This is a genomic window from Kitasatospora sp. NPDC053308, from assembly GCF_055585785.1.
This window is the reverse complement of the sequence record NZ_JBVJJY010000013.1, coordinates 138,309-161,910: the sequence shown is the minus strand read 5'-3', so window position 1 is coordinate 161,910 and position 23,602 is coordinate 138,309. Positions and strand designations below refer to the sequence as shown.

Here is a 23,602-nt window from a genome sequence, read left to right as displayed (position 1 = left end):
ACAGCGTCCGGTGAGGGATGGCTCCGCCTGGTGTCCGCCCCGGCCGACAAGGCCGGCGGAAAGCTCTGGGAGGGGCCGCAGGAGGCCGAACGGCTCATGCCTCCTGCGGTACCCCGGCCGCGCCTGCGGGAGCGACGCACGTGGACCGAGGGCGAGCACGGCTACCTGGCGGAGTTGTACGACAGGATCACCGCCTCCACCATCACCACCCACGATCCGGTCCTCCGGGAAGCCCCTGATCTGGACGATGCCTGGTGGGACGAACTCGGCACCGCCCTCGACGCCATCGCAGCCGTCCCCAGCGACCGGGTGGCGGTCCGGCAGGAGTACCTGGACCGCGCCATGCCCCAGTACCTGGGAATCCCGATCGACACCAAGGTGACGGCCTGGACGACGGCCCACGGCGATCTGCACTGGGCCAACCTCACGGGCCCGACGCTCACCGTGCTCGACTGGGAAGGCTGGGGCACCGCGCCCGCTGGCTACGACGCGGCCCTCCTGTACGCCTACAGCCTCCTCGTCCCGGAGACCGCCGCCGAAGTCCGTCGCCGTCTCGCTCACGTCCTCACCACCCCAGCCGGGCGCTTCGCTGGACTGGTCGTCATCACCGAACTACTCCAAACCGCCACGCGAGGCGACAATCTCGACCTCGAAGGGCCCCTGCGTACGTGGCTCTCGGAGATCACCAGATGAGAACGCCTCTGCGAGCGGCGCCACGACGGCGGTCCTTCTCGGCCTCGCGGGATCGGCTCTCCCTGCCGGTGAGCCTGGCCACGGGTACCAGGTCTTTCCCGCAGCTCGGAACGTCGGAACCGTGCTGCCCCCCGCCGGGAGCTGATCTCACGGGTCGGCGGCAGGCGAGTCTGCGGGGTCGGTGAGGTTGAGGACGGCACCTGTGAGCCCGCCCCGTGGTCACCGCGCCGATCCCGGACGTAGGGCTCGCGGAGTGGCCAGGCGTGCGGCGACCGGCGGGCGCGCGCGGTGCACGGCGCGCGCCCGCCGGAAGGGATCAGCCGCTGACCTCGAGGGTCGTGGGCCAGCCCCGGGCGTCGAGCTTGGCGAACAGCGCCTTGATGTGGTCGGGGTGCAGCTTGATGCAGCCGAACGAGCGGTAGTCCTGGTCGCCGTCCCAGCGCGTGGGCTCGGGCTCCTGGGGCGTGCCCTGGGTGCCGTCCGCCTTCATCTCGCTGTGGATGAAGAGGTCGGACCGCAGGGTGCCGTCGGAGCACTTCTTGTCCGCGAGGGCGATGGCGAGGCCCTTGATGACGCTGTCCCGGTGGCGCTCGTGCCCTTCGATCCGGTAGGTGCCGTTGGGCAGCCAGCCCTTGTTGGTCCGGCAGCTGTCACGGCCCTCGGCACTGGCTCCGATACCGGATCCGGCCCGGTAGGAGGCGATGGTCTCGCCGCCGACGCGGACCGAGAGGGTGGAGCGGTCGGGGTGCTCGTGGTTCTTGACGAAGGTCAGCCGGACGCCGTTGTCCGCCGCCTGCGCGGTGGGCGCGGTGCCGGCCGCGACCGCGGCCGTCAGGCCCGCGGCGAGCAGCAGCGCCGTGAGAGGCCGCTGCCGGGAGGTGCCGTGGTGGGAGGTGCCGCGGTGGGAGTACGAGGGGATCGTCCGCATGTCCTGCTCCTGTCCTGCTTTCGGTTCGGGCTTGCCGTTCTGGTTCCTGGCGGGGGCCGCCATGGCCCGGGGACGGGCGGCGCCGACGCGCGGCGTGCCACCCGTTACGCGGTGTGCGCGCCGACCGGCCGCGTGCCACCAGCGCCCTGACCACCGCTGCCGCTACCGCTTCCGCTTCCGCTTCCGCTTCCGCTTCCGCTTCCGCTTCCGCCGCCAACGAGCTTCGCGGCCGACGGGATTGGCCGTCCATCAGGCGCGGAACAGTGCAACTTGCACTCTGTCTTGCACCGCGCTGACCTGCGCCCGAACGGCCCGCGGTGCACACCGAACCACCCCGGAGGACGCCTGTGGAGCATCGGCAGAAGGCTTTCGAGGACGCCACCGGCGAGCTCGCCCGGGCACTGGACGACTGGGCCAGGTGCCTGTCCGACGTCACCGACCGCGCCCAGCGGCCGTCCCGCAAGGCCCTCGTACGGCGGCTGCGCCTCGCCGGACACCGGATCGACGAACCCTTGCTCTCGTACTGGCTGAAGGGACACCGCCAGCTGCTCGTCGCGAAGTCCAACCGGATGCCGTCACAGGCCGACACCGCCGCTCTCGCCCAGGCCCTGCGCCCGGACGCCGCGGCGGCGGCCGAGCTGCTGGTCGGGCACGGCGAGGAGATCGCCGTACTCCGGTCACGCCTGGCGGAGCTCGGCGGCGCCGGGTGGCGGCGGAAGGCGGTCGCCCAGATCGATGGCGGACGCGGCGGCCCTGGTGGGGACGGCACGGGCGAGGACGGCACGGTGCCGGCCCCCCTCGATGGGACCGGCGAGGGGGGCCGGCGCTCCGACGGAGACGGCGCGAGCGCCACGCTCGAGAACGCCGCCCCGGCGCGCGCCAGGAGCACACACCCCGTCAACACGACTGTGCGCCGATCGCTGCCCGTCGCCGCGGCCGTCCTCGTCCCGGCCGCCGTCCTGCCCTTGGTCCTGCTGGCGGGGCGCAGCGGTGCGGGTATGGACGCGGCCGCCCCCGCACCGCCGCCCCCGTCGGCCGCGAGCCCCGCGAGCCCCGCGAGCCCCGCGAGCGAACCGCCGGCCGCCACTCCCGAGCATGCGGACCTGCCGCTGTTCTCCCCGGTCCCCGGGGCCCGCACCGAGATCGGCGGCAACCACCGGTGCGGACGGATCCGCTACGTCGAGGGCCTCGCCTGGACGGCGTGCACCCGGGTGGACGAGTCGGGCCTGAGCTTCGCGGTCCGGCTGACCAACACCGGTCCCGACGCGGTGACGGTGCGGGCCAAGGTCGGCTGGGTCCGCACCCGCGCCAGCCATCCGTGCCCCGGCTCCTGGGGCACGGGAGTGCGGATCGTCGTGGCGCCGGGCCAGACGCTGCTGAGCCCGCCGGAACTGTGCGTCCAACCCCTGTTCCCGGCCACCGCGTTCCAGGCCCGCGCCGAGGTCGGCGAACTGGACGCGGTCTCCCTCTACCGCGAGATGTCGATGACCGTCCACATCCAGCCCGACGGCCGCACGGCCATCTGGGCGGACGAGGCCTGAGAAGGACTTTGCATCAAGGCCCCCTGTGTACGGGGGCTTCATCTCGTGGCAGGACGGCAGCGGCGGTCTCCCCCCGACCTTCGGGCGTCGGCTACCGCGCGCCTATGGCTTGGTGGACCCCGGAGGTCCTCCCCGCGCCTGCGGGGATCAGCCGCAGTCCTTCTCGGGCGTCGCGCTGGTGAGCGGATTCTCCCCGTGCCCGCGGGGGACCGGAGCACCGAGGAGAGGAGCGCCGCCACGCGCCGGCCCGCACAAGCTGATCCCCCGGCCCGACCGGAGTCCGGCCGCGCTCAAGGCCGCCCTGGCAGTCGTCGCCGCGGACCGCCTCCCGGAGATGATCGACGGGCAGACGCGCGCCATGGCTGAGGCCATCGAGACCGGGAGCGTGCAGCCGGTCCGCTCGTTCGTCGCGCACTGGGCCGCCGTCGTCGAGATCGAGCGGCACCCGCAGTCCATGAGCACCGGCCTTCCCCGAATGTGCCAGAGAACCAGCCACCTGATGGTCGCCGCCCTTGTGACCGTCGGCAAACCGCTGGATGACCGTACGTGCCCCCCGTGCTCGTCGAGGCGCCGCCCGGCGTTAGAGGGAGTCCCGTCCCCTGCGCCCCGCCCCGAACGCAGTCATGTGCTCCCCGCCAAGCTGCGCGAAGAGTTGAAGACGACCGAGGAACAGCTGGCCGAAGCGATCTTGGAGATCTAGCGCCTTCAGAGCGACGTCGACATGTTCGCCCGCGTGGTCAACGTCCCCGAAGTCGAGAACGACCAGCTTCGCTGCCAGCGAGGCCGTACGTGGGCATCGGTGGCACTGTTACCCACTGCACCCGAATCCGGCAACTGACTTCGGCTGGGAGCGGGTGCCGCGCCCCCCTGTCGCCCGGCTCATCGGAGCCGGGCGACAAGAGTGGCCCGTGGTCGAGCCCAGCTGAGTACACGTGGACGTACTCAGCCATCAGGCCGCGACGCCGAGTTCCTGGCGGGTCCGGTGCAGGAAGTCCCGAACCGCCGTCTCGCGCCGCCAGGGAGTGAGGGCGGCGTTGAGCTCGCTTACGTAGTCCTTGGCCCGGCTGGACTGGACGCGGGCGAGGATGTCGACGGCCTGGTTGCCGTGCGCGAGGCCCTGGTCGAGGTCACCGCGGTGGAGGTGGGCCGTCCCCACGATTGCCAGGCGCATGCCGACCGAACGGGTGAACACACCTGGTTGCATGGCAGCAGCCTGCGCGTTCCAGGTGAGCGCCTCCTTCGGCCTCCGCAGGTCGCGGAAGACCTCGGCGGCGTCGGCGGCGAGCCGAGCGTGGTGGTAGAAGTCGATCCACGCCGGCTCGTCGCCGCCGCCGCGAGCCTGGTCGAGCAGGCTTTCGGAGGCGGTCAGCGCGGTTGAGGCGGCCTTGGCGTTGTTGTCGCGGGCATGGGCGCGGGCCTCGATGAGCTTGGTGAAGGCCAGCACCCTGGGGGCGGCCTGGCCCTTGGCCCGTTCAAAGGCGCCCTGGGTCATGTCGATGGCCTCACCCGCGAAGCCCCGTAGAAGCGTCTGCATCGCCATCGTGGTGAGCACATAGCAGCCGAGCTGCACGTCACCGCCGGCCCGCGCGAGGCGGAGAGCCTGGATGAAATGCCGCTGGGCGACGTCGTGCTGACCGACGTCGAAGGCGGTCCAGCCGGCCAGGCGGGACAGCTCGGCGGTCACCGAGAACAGCTCGCGTCCCACCTCGTCGCTGAACGAGCCGGTCAGCAGCGGCACGGCCCGCTCCTGCAGGCAGGCCGTCACGGAGTTGGCCTTCCAGTTCCCGCCGCCATACTTCGAGTCCCACCGCCGAGCGTCGTCGGCCGCATCCCGCAGTTCGGCGAGGTCTGCGGCGCCGACCCGGCCGGTCCCGCGATGGGCGGAGGTGTCATCGGCGGGGCTCACCAGCCACCGGGTCACCGGCGTCGTGAACGCGGCAACGGCGAAGCTGGATCCGGTGAGGAAGTCGCGGCGGTTCACGGAACTCCAGAACGAAGTGGCGACGCGCACGGCGTCGGCGGGGTCTCGCGGGAAATCCAACCCCACCGCAGCATCCGGTGTCTCGGCGTCCGCCATACCGATCTCCGCCAAGTGCACAGGTCGGCCGAGCCGCTCGCCGATCGCCTGGGCCAGCAGCCTGGGCACCGGCCACTCGGGGACCATGCCCCGACGGCACCAGTTGGCGATCGAGGTATGCGTATATGTCGTGGTCAGCCCGGCTTCGCGGGCCAGCTGGTTCACGCGCAGGGCCAGCGATTTGTGGCTGGCTCCCTCACACTTGTCGATCATCCGGGCCAGCGCGTCGTTCGGCGGCTTGGCCCGGCGGGTGGTCGACGCCACAGCGTCCCCCTCAATCGGTCCCCGGCTGGGCACGGGGAGTCGTACTCGACTGGGCACGAGAACTCGTACGCCCGGCACCTGACGCCGGATCACCGAGGGTATTGCCTCCACCGCTCGCAGTGAACCGCTTTCACGAGTTGTGAGCCCCCCTGCGAGCCCTGCCCCCGCGAGCCCCCAGGCGGTTGTCTGGTGTTCCGGGCCTCCGCCGGGACCTGGGGAAACTCCTCCCGGCGGGGGCCATCACCGATTTCACGCTCGGGGGTGACAACCAGATGTGCGGAATCGCAGGACTGGCCGGCGCGGATGCCGCCCGGCACCAGACCACCGTCGCCGCGATGGGCCTGGCCCAGCACCACCGCGGACCGGACGGCACCCGGCACCTCACCTCGGCCGACGGCCGGGCGGTGCTGTCCATGAACACCCTGCTGATCATCGACACCGCCGCCGACCCCGGCCCCTACAAGGACCCGGCCAGCGGCATCGTCCTCTCCTTCAACGGCGAGATCTACAACTACCGGCAGGTCGCCGCGGCCTGGGGCATCCAGCTGGAGCCCGGCGAGACCGACGCCCACCTGGTCCTGAGGGCCTGGGCCAAGCTCGGCCCCGGCTGCCTCGCCGCCCTCGACGGCATGTTCGCCCTGGCCGCCTACGACCCGCGCGAGGGCCGACTGTTCCTGGCCCGGGACCGGCTCGGCGAGAAACCCCTCTACTGGCGTCTGGACGGCAGCCGGCTCGCGTTCGCCTCCGAGGTCACCACCCTGACCGGCTACGGCACCGCCCCGCTGGTCGTCCGCCCCGAGATGCTGAGCATCGAGACGCCGACCGGCGCCGACACCCCGTTCCAGGGCATCCAGCTCCTCCCGCCCGCCCGTCTCCTGGCCTTCGACGTCGCCACCGGCTCCGTGGCCCAGCGGACCTGGTGGCAGCTGGAGGGCCTGGAGCCCTGGCAGGGCGACTACCAGGCCGCGCTCGCACGGTTCTCGGTCCTGTTGGCCGACCGGATCCCGATGCGAGTTCCAGCCGGCGACTTCGCGCTGCTGCTGTCGGGCGAGCTGGACTCCTCGATGCTGGCCTACCTGATGCGTCCCCAGCTCTGCGTAACGGTCCGCTACCCCGGCCAGGACCGCCTGGACGAGTCCGCGACGGCGGCCGTCGTCGCCCGCGACATCGGCGCCGAGTTGGTCGCCATCGAGCCGACCATCGAGGACTTCACCCACTCGCTGCCGCAGATCATGCACGCGCTGGACTACCCGATGGGCAACGCGTCCACGTTCTCCGAGCACATGGCCTACCGGGCGGTCGCCGAACGCGGCATCCGCGTCGTCGTCGGCGGGCTCGGGCCGGACGAGTTCCTGATGGGCTACGTCCGCCACGCGCTCGTCCTCTTCGGTCCGGAAGCCGTGCTGGGCGCCGGCCTGGAGGCCTACCGGCCGCTGGCTGCCAAGCTCCTCGGCTCCACCGGGGAGCCGTTGGAGCCTGCCGAAGCGATCGTGAAGCTGATCCTGCGCGGGCAGGACCCGGACGGCCGCCTACGGGAGCTGGCCGCCGACGCCCTCCGTCGAGCCGGCGGCGACCTGGCGCGGGGGCTGACGCTGGCAGACCTGGCGACGGCCTGGCGCCCGCTGGTGATGACCTCGGACAAGCTCGCCTCCGCCTTCGCGCTGGAACGGCGGTCGCCGTTCCTCGCGCGCGACCTCGTCGAGTTCGCCTACCGGCTGCCGGTCGAGCACAAGATCGCCGACCCGGCGGCCGGGAAGCGGATCCTGCGGGACGCCGCGAAAGCCCTCGGCCTGCCCCGGGAGGTCTGGGGCAGCTGTGACAAGCTCGGGTTCGCCTCTCCGGTCCCGAGCTGGCTCTGCGGCCCGTTGGAGCCCTGGGCGACCGCCCAGATCAGCTCGGTACTCGACCAGGCGCCCAGGGGACTGCGGCCGCTGCTGGTCGGCGGCCTGAAGCCAGGCGGCCGGTTCGACCGCACCCGCATGCAGGCCCTCATGGCCGCAGCCTGGTTCACCGACCACGCTCTGACGACCGCGGCATGACGACCAGTCGGCTCACTACGGTGAGCACATGGACACCCATCCCCAGAACCCGGCCGCCGCCCAGCCGCGCGGAGCGGTCGCGATCATCATCAACCACCGCGGTGAACTCCTCCTGCACCTGCGCGACGACCTCGACGGCATCGCCTGGCCCGGCCACTGGAGCCTCCTCGGAGGCGGCTGCGAGCGCGGTGAGACCGCGGCGGAGGCGATCGTCCGCGAGCTCGACGAGGAGGCCGGTCTCACGGTCGGCGGCCTGACCGAGCTCTTCGAAATCAAGGACTCCGACGGCTCCGGGCAGATCATCACCTTCTTCGCCGCCTCCTGGGACGGCGACGAGACCGCGCTGCCGCTGGCTGAGGGCGTCAAGCTCCAGTTCTTCGCGCCTGAACACCTGCCCGTCCTGACCATCCCGCCGTTCATCCGCGACGGCATCCATCACTGTCTCGCCGCCCGGCCCGGCACCTGACGCCTCCGTCCTCAGGGGAGGCGGGCCCCGCCGGGCGGCAACCCCGCCCCCTTGGAAGGACACGTTCGTGAAGCTCACCGTGATCGGCTGCGGCTACCTCGGCGCGACCCACGCCGCCGCGATGGCCGAACTCGGCCACCAGGTCCTCGGCATGGACACCGACATCGACAAGGTCGACGCCCTGAACAAGGGCCAGGCCCCATTTGTCGAGCGCGGCCTGGACGACCTGCTCGCCGAGCACACCGCCACCGGACAGCTCAGCTTCACCGCCTCCTACGCGGAGGCCGCCGCCTTCGCCGACGTCCACTTCCTGGGCGTCGGCACCCCCCAGCAGGACGGCACCGGCGCCTACGACCTCACCCACCTCCACACCGCCGTCCGCCAGCTGGCCCCCAGGCTCGGGGATGGCGCGCTGATCATCGGCAAGTCCACCGTCCCGGTCGGCACCGTCGCGAAGCTGCGGCAGACCCTCGACGAGCACGTCCGCTCCGGGGCGAGCGCCCGCCTGGCCTGGTCGCCGGAGTTCCTGCGCGAGTCCTTCGCCGTCCTGGACACTCTGGAGCCCGACCGGATCGTGCTCGGCATCGAGGACGGCGACACCAGCAGCGAGGCCGTCTTCCGGGACGTGTATGCCGACGTCCTGGCCACCGGCTCCCCGCTGATCGTCACCGACATTCCGACCGCCGAGCTGATCAAGGGCGCCGCGAACGCCTTCCTCGCCACCAAGATCTCCTTCATCAACGCAATGGCGGAGCTCTGCGAGCTGGCCGGCACCGACGTCCAGCAGATCGCCCTCGCCTTGGGCTATGACCACCGGATCGGGGCCAAGGGCATGCGGCCCGGCCTCGGGTTCGGCGGCGGCTGCCTGCCCAAGGACTTGGCCGGGTTCACCCACCGCGCCGAGGAACTCGGCGCCGACGCCGGCCTTCTCCGCCAGGTCGCGGCGATCAACCGGCGCCGGCGCGAGCACACCGTCGCCCTCGCCCGCGAGGCGCTCGGCGGCACGATGATCGGCAAGCGGATCGCCGTCTGGGGCGCCGCCTTCAAGGCTCACACCGACGACATCCGCGACTCCCCGGCCCTCGCGGTCGCCGACGCCCTCCATCGGGCCGGCGCCGAGGTCACCGTCCACGACCCCGCCGCGTTGGAGAACGCCCGCCGGGCCTACCCCCACCTCGACTACGCCGACGACCTCACCCAAGCCGTCATCGGCGCCGGCCTGCTGCTGCACCTGACCGACTGGCCCCACTACTCCGACGCCGACCCCGCCGACCTCGCCAGCCACATCGCCGCCCCCCACGTCATCGACGCCCGCGGCACCCTGAGCGCCAACCGCTGGCGCGAAGCCGGCTGGACCTTCCGCGCGCTCGGCCGGCCCTGACCGCACCGCCACACGGCACACCTACAGACTCCTCGGCCGGCAACGACTGCAAGTCCGTCGCCCCCTGCATCGGCAACGGTGTCGGCGCCGCGTTCGAGCCGATGCTCTGACCCACCACACCCGAGTGCCCCGAGCCGTCCGGACGGCTCGGGGCACTCGGGCATCTGGCGCCTCGGGCCCCAAGGGCCCGGCCGCTTGGCCCACTACCTGTGCCTGAACATCCACACCATGCGGTCGCTGCTCCAGGTCCGACCGACCTTGCTCCTCGCGATGTTGGATAGCGGGCAGGTGCCGCGGCACATTCGCCGCGAGCTGGAGAGCACCCGTTACGCGATTCGCCTCGTCGAGGCGTGGGAGCAGTAAAACGGTGGCCGACGACCTGTCCACGGTGGCGCGGTTCCTGTTCGAAGCGGGAACCCTCAAGCACAGCAAGCGCACCGGTTGGTCGATGGCCGGTGTCCGCGACCCCGAGTCGATCGCCGAGCATTCCTGGAGGACATCCCTACTGTGCGAGGGCTTACGGCGCCGGGGGCCTCCCCGCACCCGCTGGGGTCAGCCAATCCCGCACACGAATTCCCGCGACGGCCCTGTCGTCCTCAGCACACCCGCGGGGGTCCGCCGTAGCCACTCCTTTCGGCGGTGCGTTTTCAGCGTCCTCCTGCACCCGCGAAGGTCAGCTAGTGCCGTGACCAGGATGGTTCGCCGGGTTGGTGCTGCGGGCGGTCGGATGTGCGGTGACGTCCGTGGGTCCGACCCTTGGGGGTGTGGTGGCTGAGCCTGTCCGTGTGCGCAGGTTGACCGACCAGGAGGGGCAGAAGCTGCAGCAGATCGTGCGGCGGGGCAGCACCAGTTCAGTGCGATTCCGACGGGCGATGATGCTGTTGGCCTCGGCCGGCGGGAGCCGGGTCCCGGTGATCGCGCAGCTGGTGCAGGCCGACGAGGACACCGTCCGCGACGTGATCCATCGGTTCAACGAGATCGGCCTGGCCGCTCTGGACCCTCGGTGGGCGGGAGGCCGTCCCCGCCTGCTGAGTCCTGACGACGAGGACTTCGTCGTCTCGACGGCCACCACCCGCCCGACCAAGCTCGGCCAGCCCTTCACTCGCTGGTCGATCCGCAAACTCGCCGCCTACCTGCGGAAAGTCCACGGCCGCGTGATCCGGATCGGCCGCGAGGCATTACGGTGCCTGCTCGCCCGCCGCAGCATCACCTTCCAGCGCACCAAGACCTGGAAGGAGTCACCCGACCCCGACCGCGACACGAAGGTCGATCGAATCGAGTACGTTATGGCCCGTTTCCCGGACCGGGTGTTCGCGTTCGACGAGTTCGGCCCGCTCGGCATCCGTCCCACCGGTGGCTCCGTCTGGGCCCCCGCCGGCCAGCCCGAGCGGCCCCCCGCGACCTACCATCGCACTCACGGCGTCCGGTACTTCCACGGCTGCTACTCGGTCGGCGACGACAAGCTGTGGGGCGTCAACCGGCGCAAGAAGGGCGCCGCGAACACCCTGGCCGCACTGAGGTCGATCCGGGCGGCCCGCCCGGACGGCGCCCCGATCTATGTCATCCTGGACAACCTGTCGGCTCACAAGGGCCAGCAGACCTGGCGCTGGGGGTCCAAGAACCTCGAGTTGTGCTTCACGCCGACCTACGCGTCCTGGGCCAACCCGTTCGAGGCCCACTTCGGGCCCTTGCGGCAGTTCACGATCGCGAACTCGAACCACCGCAACCACACCGTCCGGACCCGGGCCCTGCATGCTTACCTGCGCTGGCGCAATACCAACGCGCGCCACCCCGACGTCCTGGCCGCCCAACGGCGCGAGCGGGCACGCGTCCGCAGTGAGAAGGGCGTCCGCTGGGGCGGACGCCCAGCCACCGGAGTGGCCTGAACGAACCGGGATTTCTGTTCTCTGGAGTTCCTAGTCGTCGAACTCGAAGCCCGAAGTCTCCGCCTGGGCGATGATGTCGCCGACCGTGTCGGGGCTCGCGATGACTGGCTCAAGGGCCGTCTTGAGTTGCGCGAGGTCACTCGGACTACCGACCGCGCAGAACATGCCGGCCTCGCTGTCGAAGTTGAGGCGCTCGGCAATGTCCGGCCAGGCGAACTGCACGAGACCTTCCCAGAAGTACCCGTTCGGCTCGTGCCCTGCATCGGCTACCGCCGCGTCAGCAGCCAGGCCACCGACGTCCAACGTCAGCGAGTGTTCGCCATCGAAGTCATGAAGCGAGATGGTCACGGCCGCGATCTTCTCACGCCAAGCTCCCACCCCGGTGATCCTTTCCGGTCACGGCACTAGATGCGCGCCTTACGCACCGAGTGCAACGTCGCCCCGGCCAGAGCCAACGTCGACCGGACAAGCGACAGCCGCTCATGGTCGCGGTAGAGCTTCCAGTTGTGCTCCACCAGCGACAGCTTGTTCGAGGACAGTGATCCCGCCCGCCCGGACCTGTAGACCGCCAGAGGTTCCTGCAGCCCCCGAGCGGGGTGTCCCTCCCGCATGATGCTCAGCCACAGCGCGGAGTCCTGGCGCTTGCGCATGTCCGGCATCAGTCGCGTGCCCAGCAACGACCAGTCGTACATGGCGGTCAGGGCCCCGATGTGGTCCTGCACCAGCATGTCCCGGTACGTCACGCGCTCCCGCGCCGCGACCACGCGCCCGTTCGACGTGAAGGTCTCCGCCTCGCCCACGTAGTCGCCGTCGACCTTGTAGTAGGAGGTGAACGTCAGCGGAGCATCCCCGGCCTCGGCGAAGGCGAGCTGCCGCTCCACCTTCTCCGGAAGCCACATGTCGTCGGCGTCGAGGAAGGCCACGTACTTCCCCCGCGCCCGCGCCATAGCGAGGTTGCGGGCCTTGGCCGCACCTCCCTGCTCGGGTGCCGGCTGCGGACGAACACGCTCGTCCTGGCGGGCCAGGTCCTGAAGCACGTCCATGGAGCCGTCGGTGGACGCGTCGTCGGTGACCAGCAGTTCCACGCCGGCATGGGTTTGCGCGAGAACGGAGCGCACCGACGCGCCCACGGTGGCGACGGAGTTGTGTACCGGCATCACCACAGAAACCAGGGGCCCGGCCGTGCTCCTTACCCGGGTTGGAGTCGTCATGGATGTCGTTGTCGCAGGTCAAGGCTATGTGGGGCTGCCGCTCGCCGTGCGCGCCGCCGAGGTGGGCCATCGCGTCGTCGGCTACGACGTGGACCTGCACCGTATCAAGCAGCTCACCGCCGGCGACTCGTACGTGGAGGGCGTGACCTCCTCGCGGCTCCGCGCGGTGCTGGACTCCGGGGCGTACGGCGCGACCGCCGACGCCGCCGAGCTGGCCGGCTTCGACATCGCGGTGATCACCGTGCCGACACCGCTGCGGGACGGCGTGCCCGACGTGACCTACATCGAGTCCAGCGCCCGGACGCTCGGCGAGCACCTTTGCCCCGGCGCGACGGTGATCCTGGAGTCCACGAGCCACCCCGGCACCACCGAGGAACTGCTCGTGCCGATCCTGGAACAGGCATCGGGCCTCAAGGCCGGGGTGGACTTCCTGGTCGGCTTCAGCCCCGAACGCATGGCTCCGGGCAGCCCACGCTGGTCGTTCGAAGGCACGCCCACGGTGGTATCCGGGATCGACGCCACCTCACTCGACGTGATCAAGGGCTTCTACGGTGGCATCTTCCAGACCCTGGTTCCGGTGTCCGGGACCAGGGTCGCCGAGATGGCGAAGCTGATCGAGAACGTGGTCCGTCTGGTCAACATCTCCCTGGTCAACGAGCTGGCGATGTTGGCCCCGGGCCTCGGCGTGAACAACTGGAAGGCGATCGACGCCGCCGCGACTGTGAACGGTCACCGCGCGTGCCCTGTCCGAGCACCGAGAGACGGTGTGAATCGTGGGTGCCGAAGAAGGACTCCCGAAACTCGCTCTCGGAGGGCAGCTGGCAACCGCTACCGTGGACCGACCGGGGAGTGCGTCCACTCCGTAGCTCCCCACATATGGCAGCTGAGGGAGGTCCGCACGTGGCGTCATCGGCGCACGAGCGCGAGCACGGGATTGAGCCCGAGCCCGAGCGCCAGTACCTGCACCAACACGAGCCTCCGCACGTCGACGTCGACAACACCGTGAGCGGCAGCACGATCAACGGGCCCCTGATCCAGGCCGGAGTCGTTCACGTCCACGTCTCCGAACCGCCCACCCCCCGAGGCCCTGCGGGCCTACCCGTGCGCTCACTCACCGATCCGACGGCGCTCAACGTCCGTCGGAGCATCACCACCGGCCAGGGCGACAACGGTGAACTCCCGACGTACGTCACACGAGCCCACGACGCCGCGCTGCGTGCCGTAGTGCGGCGGGCCGCCCAGGGCACGAGCGCCACGGCCGTGCTGGTCGGCGACTCATCGACCGGAAAGACCCGGGCGTGCTGGGAGGCCCTGCGAGAACTGCCACCGCACTGGCGGGTATGGCATCCGCTGACGTTACGCCGACTCCTCACCGCGCTCCGAACCCCCGGCGAGATCGGGCCGTACACCGTGGTCTGGCTCGACGAGGCGCAGTCCTATCTCCTCCAGTCCTCCAGCCCTCTCGGCGAGGAAGCCGCGGCCGCCCTCCGCGAACAACAGACCACCCCCGGGCACGGGCCGGTCCTCATTCTGGCCACCCTGTGGCCCGAATACTGGCTGCGCCTCGACGAGGACCGCCACCGGCACGCCAGGGCCCTGTTCGAGGGTCGCAGCATCCGGGTACCGAACGCCTTCACCCGGCAGGACCTGGCCGAACTGGCCCGCATGGCCGAGGCGGACCCAAAGCTCACCGAGGCGGCCGAGCAAGCGCAGGACGGCGAAATCACCCAGTACCTCGGGGCTGCGCCCCTGCTGTGGGAACGGTACGAGACGGCCTCGTCGGGCGCCCGCGCCCTGATAGAGACGGCCATGGACCTGCGGCGCCTCGGACACGGCGCGGACCTGCCGTGGTCCCTGCTGGCGGGTGCCGCGACCGCCTACCTACCACGCAGCCAGCTGAAGGCGGCCGACGCCGACCTCTGGGAACAGGCCATCGTCGCCGCCACCACACCGTGCCGCGGCGTCCCAGGACCGCTCGCAGTTGTCCCGGCTCCTGACCCGGACGGCGCGAGCGGGGTTGACCGTGCGGGCAGCGCCACCCCGCTCATCCCTGCCGGCGGCACGATCGCGTCCATCCGTGCAGGCGGTGCGATCGCGTCCACCCGCACGAAGGTCACGAACGCGTTCCATCACGCGAACCGCGTGGCTGCGCCCGACCAGCCATGGTTCCGGTTGGCCGACTATCTGGAGCAGCACGGCCGACGCACCCGGAGTCACGAGGTCCCGGGCGCCGCCTTCTGGGAGACGGCCGTGGACCATTGCTCATCCACCGACGACGCTGTCGCCCTCGGCAGGGCGGCCCTGATACGCCTGCGGCTGCGGCACGCCGAGCCGCTCTACCGGAAGGCCCACGAGGCCGGGAACCCCGACGCGGTGAACGGACTCGCCGAAATCCACGAGCGGATCGGCCGTTTGACGGAGGCGGAACATCTCGCCCGGCAGGCGGCAAGCCGACGGAACATGTCGGTCTTCCAGCGTCTGGCCCGCATGCGTGCACGGGCCGGGGCACCACAGGAGGCGGCACGCCTGTACCAGGCGAACGCAGAGGCCGGAAGCCTCTTCGCCCCCTGGGATCTGGCATGGCTGGCGGAACGCAACGGCGACCCCTCCGCGATGGACCGGCTTCTGGCCAAAGGGCGAACGTCAGGTGACCACGACATTCAGATCGTCGTCCCATGGATGCGGATGGGCCGAAACAAGCACCCCACGCTGGACGAGCTGGTCCACGACGCTGCGGCACGTGGAAGCACCGTCGCCCTGTGGGCAATCACGACGGACAATTACGAGAGCGACCTCGCCGAGCAGGAGCCGGAGCAACCCGAGGAATCCTGCCGCCGCGCCGCAGACGCCGGGCGCAGCGAGGCCCTTGAAGCGCTGGCCACCCGCCGGGCCGCCAGCGACCCACAGTGGGCCCGGCTGCTGCGCTACGGCCTGGAGCCGGACGGCCGAACGTCCCCGCCCTGGAGCTGATCGGCAGACACTCGACGACACCTACCGCCCACCGCATCGTCCGGTTCGCGAAGGGTCCTCCCCGCACCCGCGGGGGTCAGCCCTTCATGGTGACGGGGGCCTGCCCGTGGTGGTCGTCCTCCCCGCACCCGCAGGGATCAGCCGTAGCCGCAGCTTTCGGCGGTGCGTTTTTCGGCGTCCTCCTGCACCCGCGAAGGTCAGCTAGCCAACACCAGCGACGGTCGCGAACCACCGGCGTTCTTCCCGCACCCGCGGGCGTAGGCTGCCGCGTACCTACGGCATGATGGAGATCCCATAGGTCCTCCCCGCACCCGCGGGGATCAGCCATAATCCTTCTCGGGCATCGCACTGGTGAGCGGCTCCTCCGCGCGCCTGCGGAGGTCGGCCGCAGCAGGCGCGCCGCGGTCTACCGCCAGCGCTTCGCCTCGCGCCCGCGGGGGTCGGTCGGAGGGCCGGGGACCGGAGCATCGAGGAGAGGAGCGCCGTCATGAGCCAGCCCGCGCACGACGGGATCGAGCTGATTCCCCGGCCCGACCGGAGTCCGGCCGCGCTCAAGGCAGCCCTGGCCATCGTGGCCGCGGACCGCCTCCCCGAGATGATCGACGGGCAGACGCGGGCCATGGCCGAGGCCATCGAGACCGGGAGCGTGCAGCCGATCCGCTCGTTCGTCGCGCACTGGGCCGCCGTCGTCGAGATCGAGCGCCACCCGGCCACCGCCCGGGACTACCACCGGGCCAACTACCTCGCCAACCACGCCGCGACCTCCGACGAGTGCCGAGAGCACGCCATCACCGTCGCCGAGCTGTACCGCGCCGCCTACAGGGCGGTGAACGCGTGACCTGGAGCTGGGAGTACCTCCCCAGCGAAGAGCACGTCACGGCCGGAGCCCCGGCCGACTTCCTCGCCGCCGTCGAGCACCGGGCCGCCGAACTCGTCCGGGCCGCCGCGGCGCTCTACCTGGACGGCACCTCCTACCAGGGCAGCGGCGAGCCGATGCGTTACCTCGACGTCGCCGGCGGCCTGCTCGCCTACTACGTCGTCCCACGTCTGGAACTCGTCGTCGTCTGCCAGGTCACCCCGCCGCCCGCTCTCTGATCCGCCCTACGAGCACGGTAAGGATGTCCAGTGCTGCCGAGGGCTGGCTGCCTTCGACGATCCGGGGCTCCGACAACGCCGTCACCTGACGAATCCGCCGTCCTGGTCTCCTCCGTGGGCGTTCTCGAGGGCCGGACGTGCACGGCGTTCGGGAGCGAGCACTCGGGCTCCTCCGGCCGGCAGCGTGCAGGAGCGGGGGTGTGCGGGCGGCTGCGCCTTGTGGAGGGCCCCGCCTGCCGCACGAAAGACAGCGGCCGGGCATCATGACGGATGAGCGCGGAAAGGGCCGTCAAGGCCCGGGTCCGGCGGCAGCCGGACTTTCGCGATCGGCGCGGTGACCCCCACCCGGCACAGCGTGGCTGCTGACGACCGCGACCGGCCCCGGGCGGCGGAAGCGGCACGGATGGTCAGCCCGCCGGAGGCCCCTGCGGCAGAGCGTCGTCGCGGGTCTCGCTCCGTCCTCGGTCATTCATGGTCAGCCCATCGGGCTGTGAGCACGGCCTGGCCAGGCCGGCGTCCACCGTCACGCCCGAACCCTCCTGTACTGGGTGGCTTGCGCCTGGGAGGTGCCGTGCCCCACACTCGGTGTGGCCCTTCAGGAGGCCACCTCTGATCCCGCGTCGCCCCTTCGCGGGATCACTCAGAGGTCAAGGAGCCTTAGCCCCACCTGTGCGTGCACCGCGCGACGCTGACCATCATGCCCTCAAAGAGCAGGGCACTCAGATCAGTTGTCGGATGCCTTGGGGCGACGGTATCCGAGGACGGATCGCACATGACCAGCGGTGGGCGTCTCCCCAAGCTCGCACGAACCCGGCAGCTCTACACCGGTGAGCTCTTCCACGTCGCGAAAGCGGCACTGCGCGGTGGGGACAACCGCTCCCCTCTTCCCGCAGGCCCCACGCTGCAGGCCCGTATCGAGGCCGAGGTCTTGAACAAGATCTGCACCGGCGGGCAATGGTGGGCTCACCCTCTCGGCGTCGCCTCCGTGGAAGCGACCGTACGGGTGGCTGTCGTACACCTCGACAGCCACACCACGTTCCGCAAGGGATTCTCATACCCTCGCAGTGCCCATGTCCTGGACAGCCTGTTGCCTGAAGGCGAGGCCGATGGGCAGGTCAGCGGCGTCATCGGCCTGCGCGTCGCAGGCATCGACGGCCCTGACCTCCGACTGACCCTCGCCGGCGGGGGATGCGACCTCGTGCTGCGCGGCGTCCCGGGCACGAACTGGGTTGGCGAGCTCGAACACCGCCGGCAACGCTTCGAAAAGTCGGGAACGACCCCACTGTGGGATGCGCCCCAGCTGACGACCCACGAGGAGCAACACATTCGGGAATTCCCGGGCGACTGGAGCTCCCGCAGACATCTGGACTGGATCGGATCAGCACTGCTTCGCCGCATCGCGATCTTTCACACGTCGAGCACCGCGCACTCAACTCACGCGTGGATCCATGACGATGAGTGGATCTTCGAGTTGGACACGGTGCGGGGAATGGAAATCGACCACGATATCTTCCTCAGCAGACTCATGGACCCCGTGTGGGGGATCCCACTTCGGATTCGCGGCCAGTACTGCTCGTGCAATCCCCGTCACCGGCGGGGTCACAGCCTTTACACCACCCAATGCACCTATCACCTCGAGCATACCGATGGTCCCGGTCGCGGCGGCCTGCAACTGCGCTTCCGCCATGGGGCGGACGCCAACCTCAGCAGTACACGAAGGACACTTGCAAGCGTGGGCGCGCCGCCCGACTGGCTCGGTCGCGTCCTTCCAACGACCAGCCCGGATCTCTCGCCACCCGCACGCCACGAGGGGCCGTCAGGGTTCTCCGGCGAGGAGGGCCGCCCGTGAACTGGGACGCCATCTCGCTGTTCTTTCTCGCGGCGTTCGGAGCCGCCAGCTTGCTCGTTTCGCAGCTTCACGAGCTGGTGGGAAAGCTGCCGGCACTCATCCGCGCTTGGCGTGAAGTCCGTCGCAGCTGGCGCGAGGAGGGGAGTGACGGGCAATAGGGAGGGCCGCCCTGTCTCGCGGATCCAGAACCCCTCTTCCCGTGTGCGACCGACAGTTTGCCCGGTCCTACCAAAAATTATTCTGAACACGGAGCGCCCGTCAAAGGAGGTCGTCAGCGGCCTTTTGACAGCAGATCGCGCAGTCCCTTTTCAAACGCAGGGTGCGGATACCGATCGGTGCCGCAACCCGGCATCTCAAGCTTCTTGAGCTGCCCGCCGACGATATGGGATACCAGCGGGACGGGCAATCCGTCAGGCCAGAGGCCGGTCCGCTGACCCTCGGAGAGCACCCGCCTGAACGCGCCGGTGGATCCTCGCAGGCTCCGACCGTTGGCCCTCAACTCCTCGGCGGCGCATTCGCCCTCGCCTTCGACGACCTGGAGCAGGATCTGCTGCGCGCGGGGCGGCAGGCGGTCGTAGTACGAGCGCGCCCGCTCCGGCGTCCAGCGGTCGTCGGGCACCGCGGTCACGACGGCGGCCGGCATGGCGGCGAGGGCGAGCAGCTTCTGGAGCGCCTCGGGGGTCGGATTCTCCACGGTGATCGTGATCTTCATGGCAGACACCATCGCATCGCAGGCGCCTGAACACAAATAACCACCACAGACGGCCTGGAAACGGATGGCTGAGTCCGAGCGCCTCTTATGTATCAATATCTGTATCGCGTCCTCTAACTGGATTTAGAGGACGCAATACATGGGCTGGTACAGATAGGCTGTCCCGGACGGATCATCAGCCCGCGCGTGGGAAGGAGCACCTGTGGACGAGGACACGGACAACCTGCCGGCTCTGGCAGGAGCCACCGCCGAGATCGTGCTCGGCGAACTGGTTGACGAAGGCCAGGCACTCGTCCCCTTCAGCCGCGACGGGCTCGACCCGAACGAGACGCTGACCGAGGACGCGGCCGACGACCTCGCCACCGCCCGGCCGGCGCGCACCAGCCAGACCTACGCCGAACAATGGCGCTACTTCGCCCGCTGGTGCGCCGCCAACGGCCGCCACCCGGGCCCGCGCACCAGCGAGGCGAACATGGTCTCCTACATTTCCAACCTGCGCCGCCGCGGCGGCCGCGACGGAACCGGCGCGCCGGTCAGCTCGCTGCGTCTCGCGATGGCCGCGATCCGCGATGCCAACGCCCGCGCGGGGTACGAGAACTGGCCGCCGAAGAAGGCGAGCGCCGAACTGATCCGCAAGCAGGCCGCCGACCACGCCCGCGCCCGCCGCACCCCGAAGTCCAGCCCGCCCATTGACGCCGCCCGCATCGCCCACCTCCAGCAGGGGGTGACCGCCGACATCCCGCTCGCCCGCTGGCGCGACCTGACGATCCTGCACCTCGGCTACCGCACCCGGGCCCGCCGCTCCGAACAAGCCGCCTACCGGATCGACTCCATCGCCTTCGAACGCCTCAAAGACGGCGCCGAGCAGATGGTCGTCGGCAAGCGAACCAGCAAGAACGACCACTGGTCCACCGGCCGCGAGTACGTCATCCGCGACCCGGTATCGATTACCGTCGTGCGCACCTACATCTCCCTGCTCGCCGAACTAGGCCAAGCGGAGCCACAGTTGCCCCTGCTACGCGGCATCACCCGCTGGGGCAAGCTCATGCCCGTATCTGCCTCCGGCACCGGCATGACTGGCCATGCCGTAAACTGCGCTTTCAAACGCATGATCACCCGCGCCCCGGGCTTCGACGCCGAGAATGCCACCAGTCACGGTCTTCGCGCTGGCGTCCCCGCCGACCTCGCTGCCCAAGGCTTTAGCCCCGCCGAGATCTTGGTCATCACGGAGGACTGGAAGTCCACTGCCATGGTCGAGAAGTACGCGAAGGCTGGCCTGCGCCGTGCAGGAAAGGACAGCCTCGGCCGGGCCCAGAGAGCCCTCGATGCTCTCTCCGTCCCCTCACCGACCGACCCCACGGATTGGCGATCTCCCGCCTGCCCTGGCTCTTTTCACGAGCGAGAAGTCGGATCCGAGACCCCTGACGTCCCGCCACGTGCGGAACCCGTCCGTTGACGTCGCCGTCCTCGCATCAGCAGCCAGCCCCCACGTGCCGACGTGGCTGGCGGTGGAATGCCGGAAGGACGGTTCGATGGCGTCCGCCGTGGCAACGGCCACGTCTTCGGCCTCGTCGAGGCGGCGCTGGCGCAGTAACAGCCAGCACAATGAGACCACGTTCGGCCCGGTCGAGGGCCCGGCTCAGCGCCTGATAGGCGAGACGAGCGCCGCCCACCCGCGTTGCCGCCAACAGCCGACAGGGCCTCGCCAGCAATATCCGGCGAGGCCCTGCCTATTTCACGTTTCCTTACGGCTCTGCAGCTGCCTCATGGACTTTTCCTGAATTTGATGCCAGGAGTGATGAGAAAATATCTCCAATGCGCGAGTCGGAGTTCCAGGATTTCCGGCAATCGAAGACAGTACCGCTTCATGGTCATCGCGAGAGAGGATCTCCAGGATATCACCAGGAGCGTCCTTCCTGCTCTCCGCCTTGTCCCTGACACGCCAGTCGGAGTCGCTCGCTAAGGGCTGTCCCGTAATTGATCTTTGAGTGGTTCGCGGTACGGTCGGGCGACCGACGGTGCGTGGGTTTATGTGCCCTGGAGCAGGTTGTGCAGGCGGGCGATGCCGAGCATGGCGTGGTGGACGCCGTCGCCCTTGAGGCGGCAGTCGCGGAGGACCTTCCAGGTCTTCATCCGGGCGAAGACGTGCTCGACGCGGGCGCGGACTTGTTTGTGCTCCCGGTTGTGCTCAGCCTGCCAGTCGGTGAGCTCGCCGCCCTTGGGGCGGCGGTGCGGGATGACCAGGCCGGTGCCCGGGCAGCCGCCGTCGGCGATCGTTGTCGTCTGTCCGACGGCCGCTTTGGCGCCGGATTCCTCCCATGCCTTGCAGTCGTTTCGGTTGCCCGGCAGAGGTCTGCCGACCGCCACGACCAGCCGGGAGTGGGCGTCTATGACCACCTGGTGGTTGGTGGAGTACCTGTAATTCTTGGACTGCTCGGCGATGGTGTGGTCGCGGGTGGGGACCAGGGTGCCGTCGACGATCAGCACGGTGTCCTTTCGGAACCGCCGACGGGGCTTGAGCGCCAGGAGCGGGCCGGTGTGCTCGATGATCCTGCCAGCCGCCGACTTGGACACCCCGAACAGCGGCGCGACTGCCGCAGCGTCAGGTTGGTGCGCCAGTATGCAGCGACCAGCAGGACCCGGTCCTCCAGCGGGAGGTTCCACGGTCGGCCAAGGCGGACCGTGCCGGCACCCTCAGCGCGAAGCATCGTGATCAGCTTCTTGAACTCGCGCGGGCCCAGGCCGGTGAACGGGGCTATCCAGGACGGTTCCGATGCCGTGATCACTCCAGTCACGGCAAGATCATGGCACCAAGCCGAGCCCCCGCGGCACCTGACGGTGGGAGTGCCGCCCGCCCGGGGTACCAGTAGCCGGAGGATGGCCTGAGGGCGGGCGCGAGATCTGAGGAGGAGCAGGGCGTGGGAGGTCTGTTGAGGAGCGTCTCCGGAGTCCGATGGGCGGACCTTCACGACGCGACGGGCGCGCTGGCTGGCGGTATTCCCCCTCTGCTGTCCCGGATCGCGTACGGGGATGAGGATGCGGCCCGCACCGCGATCGATGAACTGGGCGATGCCGTCTGTGCACTGGGGTTCGTCGTCGGCGAGGCCACAGCCCCCGCAGTTCCGTTCCTTGTAGAGCTGGCAGGAGCTCCGCACGTGGCTTGCAAGGCCGAGTTGCTGGACCTGCTGGGAAGCATCTGCAAGACCGACCAGTGGCACTCCACCGCTGCGGCGGCCGGGGGCAGCAGGCGCGACACGAGCTACTGGCAGCAATCCGGCTGGGAGGCAGCCGCACGGACAGCCGTCTATGCAGGTCGGGCAGTCATCGAAGGTGTGGCTTCCTCCGTACGGCCGGAGGAGGCCGCAGCTGCAACGAGGTTGTTGCAGCTGATGGACCACGTCCCGCCGTTTCCGGAGCTGTGACCGGTCATTGCGGGACAGCTTTTAGGACTCTCCGACTGAGCGCACTGTTCGAACTCGCCCTGCGTACCGGACTGCGCAAGGGCGAACTCCTCGGCCTGCGCTGGGAAGACCTCGACCTGGCCGGCGGAATGGCCAGCACCCGTCGTACCCTCCAGCGCACCAACTCCGGCGGCCTGACCGCACTGCCGACCAAGACCCAGAGTTCCGAGCGGCGCATCGCCCTGCCCACGCCGTGCCTGCACTCCCTCGAACAGCACCGCAATCACCAACGCCGGGACCGCGAAGCGGCGGGCGCGGGCTGGAAGGCGAGCGGCTACGTGTTCACCCTCACCCGGCACTTCAACGCTCTGCTCCGCCGCGCCAGGCTCCGCCGCATCCGGTTCCACGACCTCCGGCCCTCGGCGGCGACGCTGCTGCTGGCACAGGGCGTCGAACTCCTCGTCGTCAAGGAACTTGTCGGCCACGCCCACATCGGCGTGACCGCGACCGTGCACGCCCACGTCCGCCTCCAGCGCCAAGCCATCGAGACCCTTCGCGACCCCGCCAGCCGATCCGAGACGGCGCCGAACCACCACTTTGTGCAGCACCCGTCCGCTGACCCTGCCGCCAAGGCGGGCATAAGCCCCGCCAAAATCACATTGGCGGGGCTTCTTATTGACAGTCGTTCAGTACTCTATTTCAAAAATAGAGAGCGATTGTCATGACAGCCAGATGGGTATCGAATTCATTCCCAGATTCGCTCGAAGCCCACTAGAGCCTGCTGGGCCGCGAGGCGTAGTTCATCCCATTCGGATGCCTCTGAAAGCGATTCATCATTCCAAAGATTTTCTTTGCTGTCGGTCATTTCTTTCAGCTGAAAATCGATCGGCAAGAGCAGCTCCAGAATCTCGGGGCTCAGCGACCCTTCGTCCACTGCTCCCCGAACTAGGTTGAGAGCATCGTCAAATTGAAGAGCAATTTCATCGACGCCCACGCGCTCGGCCTTAATGTATTCAAGCTGCTGAGCCGGGGAGCAACCAACCAACTCCACGACACGAACTACCCAGTTCCTGACCGCCTTCAAGTCCC

Annotated in this window: 22 protein-coding genes and 3 pseudogenes; 18 read left to right on the top strand and 7 right to left on the bottom strand. The window is 69.6% G+C overall.

Going from position 1 to position 23,602, the window contains the following annotated elements:
* The first annotated feature begins 30 nt into the window (after window positions 1–30).
* Complete coding sequence (locus tag ACZ6Y7_RS26345; RefSeq protein ID WP_465760401.1) at window positions 31–693, top strand: phosphotransferase family protein; 663 nt, start codon at window positions 31–33, stop codon at window positions 691–693.
* A gap of 316 nt (window positions 694–1,009) precedes the next feature.
* Here the strand turns inward: ACZ6Y7_RS26345 and ACZ6Y7_RS26340 are convergent, their stop codons facing one another.
* The gene (locus ACZ6Y7_RS26340; RefSeq protein WP_465760400.1) at window positions 1,010–1,621 is read right to left on the bottom strand and encodes a L,D-transpeptidase; all 612 of its coding nucleotides are present in this window, start codon (window positions 1,619–1,621) and stop codon (window positions 1,010–1,012) included.
* A gap of 347 nt (window positions 1,622–1,968) precedes the next feature.
* Here ACZ6Y7_RS26340 and ACZ6Y7_RS26335 point away from each other — a divergent pair, with 347 nt between their 5' ends.
* Both ACZ6Y7_RS26335 and ACZ6Y7_RS26330 read left to right on the top strand, forming a co-directional pair.
* Complete coding sequence (locus tag ACZ6Y7_RS26335) at window positions 1,969–3,162, top strand: hypothetical protein (RefSeq protein ID WP_465760399.1); 1,194 nt, start codon at window positions 1,969–1,971, stop codon at window positions 3,160–3,162.
* 334 nt (window positions 3,163–3,496) lie between these two features.
* Window positions 3,497–3,862, top strand: a complete 366-nt coding sequence (locus ACZ6Y7_RS26330) for a hypothetical protein (RefSeq protein ID WP_465760398.1) — start codon at window positions 3,497–3,499, stop codon at window positions 3,860–3,862.
* Between the two features lie 249 nt (window positions 3,863–4,111).
* On the opposite strand, the gene ACZ6Y7_RS26325 is transcribed toward ACZ6Y7_RS26330, so the two are convergent.
* The gene (locus ACZ6Y7_RS26325; RefSeq protein WP_465760397.1) at window positions 4,112–5,503 is read right to left on the bottom strand and encodes a sporulation protein; all 1,392 of its coding nucleotides are present in this window, start codon (window positions 5,501–5,503) and stop codon (window positions 4,112–4,114) included.
* A gap of 272 nt (window positions 5,504–5,775) precedes the next feature.
* Here ACZ6Y7_RS26325 and ACZ6Y7_RS26320 point away from each other — a divergent pair, with 272 nt between their 5' ends.
* The 6 genes and pseudogenes from ACZ6Y7_RS26320 to ACZ6Y7_RS26295 all read left to right on the top strand — a co-directional run bounded on the left by ACZ6Y7_RS26320 (window position 5,776) and on the right by ACZ6Y7_RS26295 (window position 11,275).
* Window positions 5,776–7,542, top strand: coding sequence for an asparagine synthetase B family protein (locus tag ACZ6Y7_RS26320; RefSeq protein WP_465760396.1), 1,767 nt, complete (start codon window positions 5,776–5,778; stop codon window positions 7,540–7,542).
* Window positions 7,543–7,570: 28 nt separating this feature from the next.
* On the top strand, window positions 7,571–8,008 hold the full coding sequence (locus ACZ6Y7_RS26315) for an NUDIX domain-containing protein (RefSeq protein ID WP_465760395.1): 438 nt from the start codon (window positions 7,571–7,573) through the stop codon (window positions 8,006–8,008).
* Between the two features lie 67 nt (window positions 8,009–8,075).
* Window positions 8,076–9,389 (top strand): UDP-glucose dehydrogenase family protein, encoded by a 1,314-nt coding sequence (locus ACZ6Y7_RS26310; protein WP_465760394.1) that lies wholly within the window; start codon window positions 8,076–8,078, stop codon window positions 9,387–9,389.
* Between the two features lie 195 nt (window positions 9,390–9,584).
* Entirely contained in the window at window positions 9,585–9,752 is a 168-nt protein-coding gene (locus ACZ6Y7_RS26305; RefSeq protein WP_465760393.1) for a hypothetical protein, read from the top strand.
* 4 nt (window positions 9,753–9,756) lie between these two features.
* Window positions 9,757–9,897: pseudogene (locus ACZ6Y7_RS26300) on the top strand (HD domain-containing protein); the annotation flags it as partial.
* A 259-nt stretch (window positions 9,898–10,156) separates the two neighbouring features.
* The gene (locus ACZ6Y7_RS26295) at window positions 10,157–11,275 is read left to right on the top strand and encodes an IS630 family transposase (RefSeq protein ID WP_465760392.1); all 1,119 of its coding nucleotides are present in this window, start codon (window positions 10,157–10,159) and stop codon (window positions 11,273–11,275) included.
* Window positions 11,276–11,305: 30 nt separating this feature from the next.
* Here ACZ6Y7_RS26295 and ACZ6Y7_RS26290 read toward each other — a convergent pair whose 3' ends face one another.
* Both ACZ6Y7_RS26290 and ACZ6Y7_RS26285 read right to left on the bottom strand, forming a co-directional pair.
* The gene (locus tag ACZ6Y7_RS26290; RefSeq protein WP_465760391.1) at window positions 11,306–11,623 is read right to left on the bottom strand and encodes an Imm51 family immunity protein; all 318 of its coding nucleotides are present in this window, start codon (window positions 11,621–11,623) and stop codon (window positions 11,306–11,308) included.
* A 56-nt stretch (window positions 11,624–11,679) separates the two neighbouring features.
* The gene (locus ACZ6Y7_RS26285) at window positions 11,680–12,486 is read right to left on the bottom strand and encodes a glycosyltransferase family 2 protein (RefSeq protein ID WP_465760390.1); all 807 of its coding nucleotides are present in this window, start codon (window positions 12,484–12,486) and stop codon (window positions 11,680–11,682) included.
* On the opposite strand from ACZ6Y7_RS26285, the gene ACZ6Y7_RS26280 reads away from it, so the two are divergent.
* The 6 genes from ACZ6Y7_RS26280 (at window position 12,485) to ACZ6Y7_RS26255 (ending at window position 18,558) form a co-directional block, all read left to right on the top strand.
* The gene (locus ACZ6Y7_RS26280) at window positions 12,485–13,492 is read left to right on the top strand and encodes a nucleotide sugar dehydrogenase (protein WP_465760389.1); all 1,008 of its coding nucleotides are present in this window, start codon (window positions 12,485–12,487) and stop codon (window positions 13,490–13,492) included. The genes ACZ6Y7_RS26285 and ACZ6Y7_RS26280 overlap by 2 nt on opposite strands.
* Window positions 13,387–15,456 carry a hypothetical protein gene (locus ACZ6Y7_RS26275; protein WP_465760388.1) on the top strand — a complete coding sequence of 690 codons (2,070 nt, stop codon included), beginning with the start codon at window positions 13,387–13,389 and terminating at the stop codon, window positions 15,454–15,456. The genes ACZ6Y7_RS26280 and ACZ6Y7_RS26275 overlap by 106 nt, the downstream gene beginning before the upstream one ends.
* Window positions 15,457–15,943: 487 nt before the next feature.
* Window positions 15,944–16,294, top strand: coding sequence for a hypothetical protein (locus tag ACZ6Y7_RS26270; protein ID WP_465760387.1), 351 nt, complete (start codon window positions 15,944–15,946; stop codon window positions 16,292–16,294).
* Window positions 16,291–16,551 (top strand): hypothetical protein, encoded by a 261-nt coding sequence (locus ACZ6Y7_RS26265; RefSeq protein WP_465760386.1) that lies wholly within the window; start codon window positions 16,291–16,293, stop codon window positions 16,549–16,551. Before ACZ6Y7_RS26270 ends, ACZ6Y7_RS26265 begins: the two co-directional genes overlap by 4 nt.
* A 772-nt stretch (window positions 16,552–17,323) precedes the next feature.
* Window positions 17,324–18,400, top strand: coding sequence for a hypothetical protein (locus ACZ6Y7_RS26260; RefSeq protein WP_465760385.1), 1,077 nt, complete (start codon window positions 17,324–17,326; stop codon window positions 18,398–18,400).
* Window positions 18,397–18,558: a hypothetical protein gene (locus ACZ6Y7_RS26255; protein WP_465760384.1), complete on the top strand. Its 162-nt coding sequence runs from the start codon at window positions 18,397–18,399 to the stop codon at window positions 18,556–18,558. The genes ACZ6Y7_RS26260 and ACZ6Y7_RS26255 overlap by 4 nt, the downstream gene beginning before the upstream one ends.
* Window positions 18,559–18,671: 113 nt before the next feature.
* On the opposite strand, the gene ACZ6Y7_RS26250 is transcribed toward ACZ6Y7_RS26255, so the two are convergent.
* Window positions 18,672–19,112: a hypothetical protein gene (locus ACZ6Y7_RS26250; RefSeq protein WP_465760383.1), complete on the bottom strand. Its 441-nt coding sequence runs from the start codon at window positions 19,110–19,112 to the stop codon at window positions 18,672–18,674.
* 202 nt (window positions 19,113–19,314) lie between these two features.
* On the opposite strand from ACZ6Y7_RS26250, the gene ACZ6Y7_RS26245 reads away from it, so the two are divergent.
* The gene (locus ACZ6Y7_RS26245; protein WP_465760382.1) at window positions 19,315–20,568 is read left to right on the top strand and encodes a site-specific integrase; all 1,254 of its coding nucleotides are present in this window, start codon (window positions 19,315–19,317) and stop codon (window positions 20,566–20,568) included.
* A 572-nt stretch (window positions 20,569–21,140) separates the two neighbouring features.
* Here ACZ6Y7_RS26245 and ACZ6Y7_RS26240 read toward each other — a convergent pair.
* Window positions 21,141–21,907: pseudogene (locus ACZ6Y7_RS26240) on the bottom strand (transposase).
* A 123-nt stretch (window positions 21,908–22,030) separates the two neighbouring features.
* Here ACZ6Y7_RS26240 and ACZ6Y7_RS26235 point away from each other — a divergent pair.
* Window positions 22,031–22,534: a hypothetical protein gene (locus tag ACZ6Y7_RS26235; RefSeq protein ID WP_465760381.1), complete on the top strand. Its 504-nt coding sequence runs from the start codon at window positions 22,031–22,033 to the stop codon at window positions 22,532–22,534.
* Window positions 22,535–22,551: 17 nt separating this feature from the next.
* Window positions 22,552–23,238 (top strand): annotated as a pseudogene (locus ACZ6Y7_RS26230) (site-specific integrase); the annotation flags it as partial.
* A gap of 20 nt (window positions 23,239–23,258) precedes the next feature.
* On the opposite strand, the gene ACZ6Y7_RS26225 reads toward ACZ6Y7_RS26230, so the two are convergent.
* Window positions 23,259–23,564 carry a hypothetical protein gene (locus tag ACZ6Y7_RS26225; protein WP_465760380.1) on the bottom strand — a complete coding sequence of 102 codons (306 nt, stop codon included), beginning with the start codon at window positions 23,562–23,564 and terminating at the stop codon, window positions 23,259–23,261.
* Between the last annotated feature and the right edge of the window lie 38 nt (window positions 23,565–23,602).